1 protein-coding gene and 1 pseudogene are annotated in these 1,307 nt (G+C 39.1%); both read right to left on the reverse strand.

The window, feature by feature from the left end; all coding sequences use genetic code 11:
- The coding region (locus CRS_RS24275; RefSeq protein WP_228451347.1) for a DUF6443 domain-containing protein at window positions 1-537 on the reverse strand (537 nt) is incomplete at its 3' end.
- Between the two features lie 6 nt (window positions 538-543).
- A pseudogene (locus CRS_RS24580) lies at window positions 544-1,307 on the reverse strand (hypothetical protein); the annotation flags it as partial.

Here is a 1,307-nt window from a genome sequence, read left to right on the forward strand (position 1 = left end):
CGTTAACGTCGTTTTTGTAGCTCCGTTTTCCCATATTGTTGTAGGAACAAACTTGTAGGCATCATTTCCTATATTGGCTGCATATTCAAACTTAACAGGTTTATTACTCCAGTCATTCCCCACCTGGATCTGCTGCTGAATCCTGTCCAGAGGAGAGTTCTCAAGGATCTTTTCTGAATAGATCTTTTCCGGACCATAGGGAGTACCTGCTGTATTGCTCAAAGGATTAGGAATAATGGCACCATTTAAAGTATTCCCCTGGGGAACAGGAAGGTAATCTTTCACCTGCCTTCCAAACTGGTCATACTCGATATGGGTCACAACATCACGTCCCAGAGGTGATGCTTTTACATTAACGATTTGCTTAGGCCTTCCCAATCCATCAAAATACTGAACTGTTTCAGAGGTTTTTGTAGGTGTAGTTCCATTGTAGTCAAGATAGGTTTTGGTCTGAACATAGTTTTCTGTGGTAGAAGCCTGCCCAAATACAAGGTTGGACAGAAGCAGGGCTCCTGCCGGAATTAATAATTTTTTCATCGGTTTTTAATTTTTATAGTTGTATTTCATCTCCTTCAGCACTTTGCCATTCACATCAACAACCTTTTCAAGCCGGTTAGCTGAATCATAAATATAGCTTTCCCTGATTCCTGATGGCGGGGTGATGCTTCTTACTCCTACTAAAGGATCATAGGTGTAGGTAGTGATCTGATAAGCGGATAATGCAGTATTAGCTCTGAAGGTATTCAATGCTGATAAAAATGAAGTCTCATCATTGTTTACACCTGCTGATGCATCTGTATTGGATGCGGTCACAATAGAGTCAATGAATGACTGCTGGATATCTGTTAATTTCGCTCCTTCTATTTTGGCAATAGGTTGGGTTTGATTGTAGCCCCAGATGATGACTGTTGAAAGGCCGTCCTTAGTCGTGTACTGCTGTAAATTACCTTTGCTGTCATATTGATCGTAAGTTACTTCTGTAGTAACAATATTTTGTAAATCAGTGGAGACAACAGAACTTGGAAGTAAGTTCAATGGATTGTCATACTTCGTTTCCGTATTTGACACAATTACATTATCTTTTTTTGTTATCGTTTGCAGTGGAATACCTATTATATTAGCATTGATAAGTCTAGTGTTATTTTTCTCATGGGCATAGCTGTACGTGGTTTCGGTGATCGTACTGTCGGCAAAAGTTGTTTTCTGTTTTATAGGATAATCTCTGGTATTATAGGTAATATCTTCAAGTGTTTTGACAGCAGTTCCATTGGCATAAAAATCTTTGTTTTCTACGTGAATCTGATTAG

This window comes from Chryseobacterium sp. ON_d1 (assembly GCF_006829085.1).
GTDB lineage: Bacteria > Bacteroidota > Bacteroidia > Flavobacteriales > Weeksellaceae > Chryseobacterium.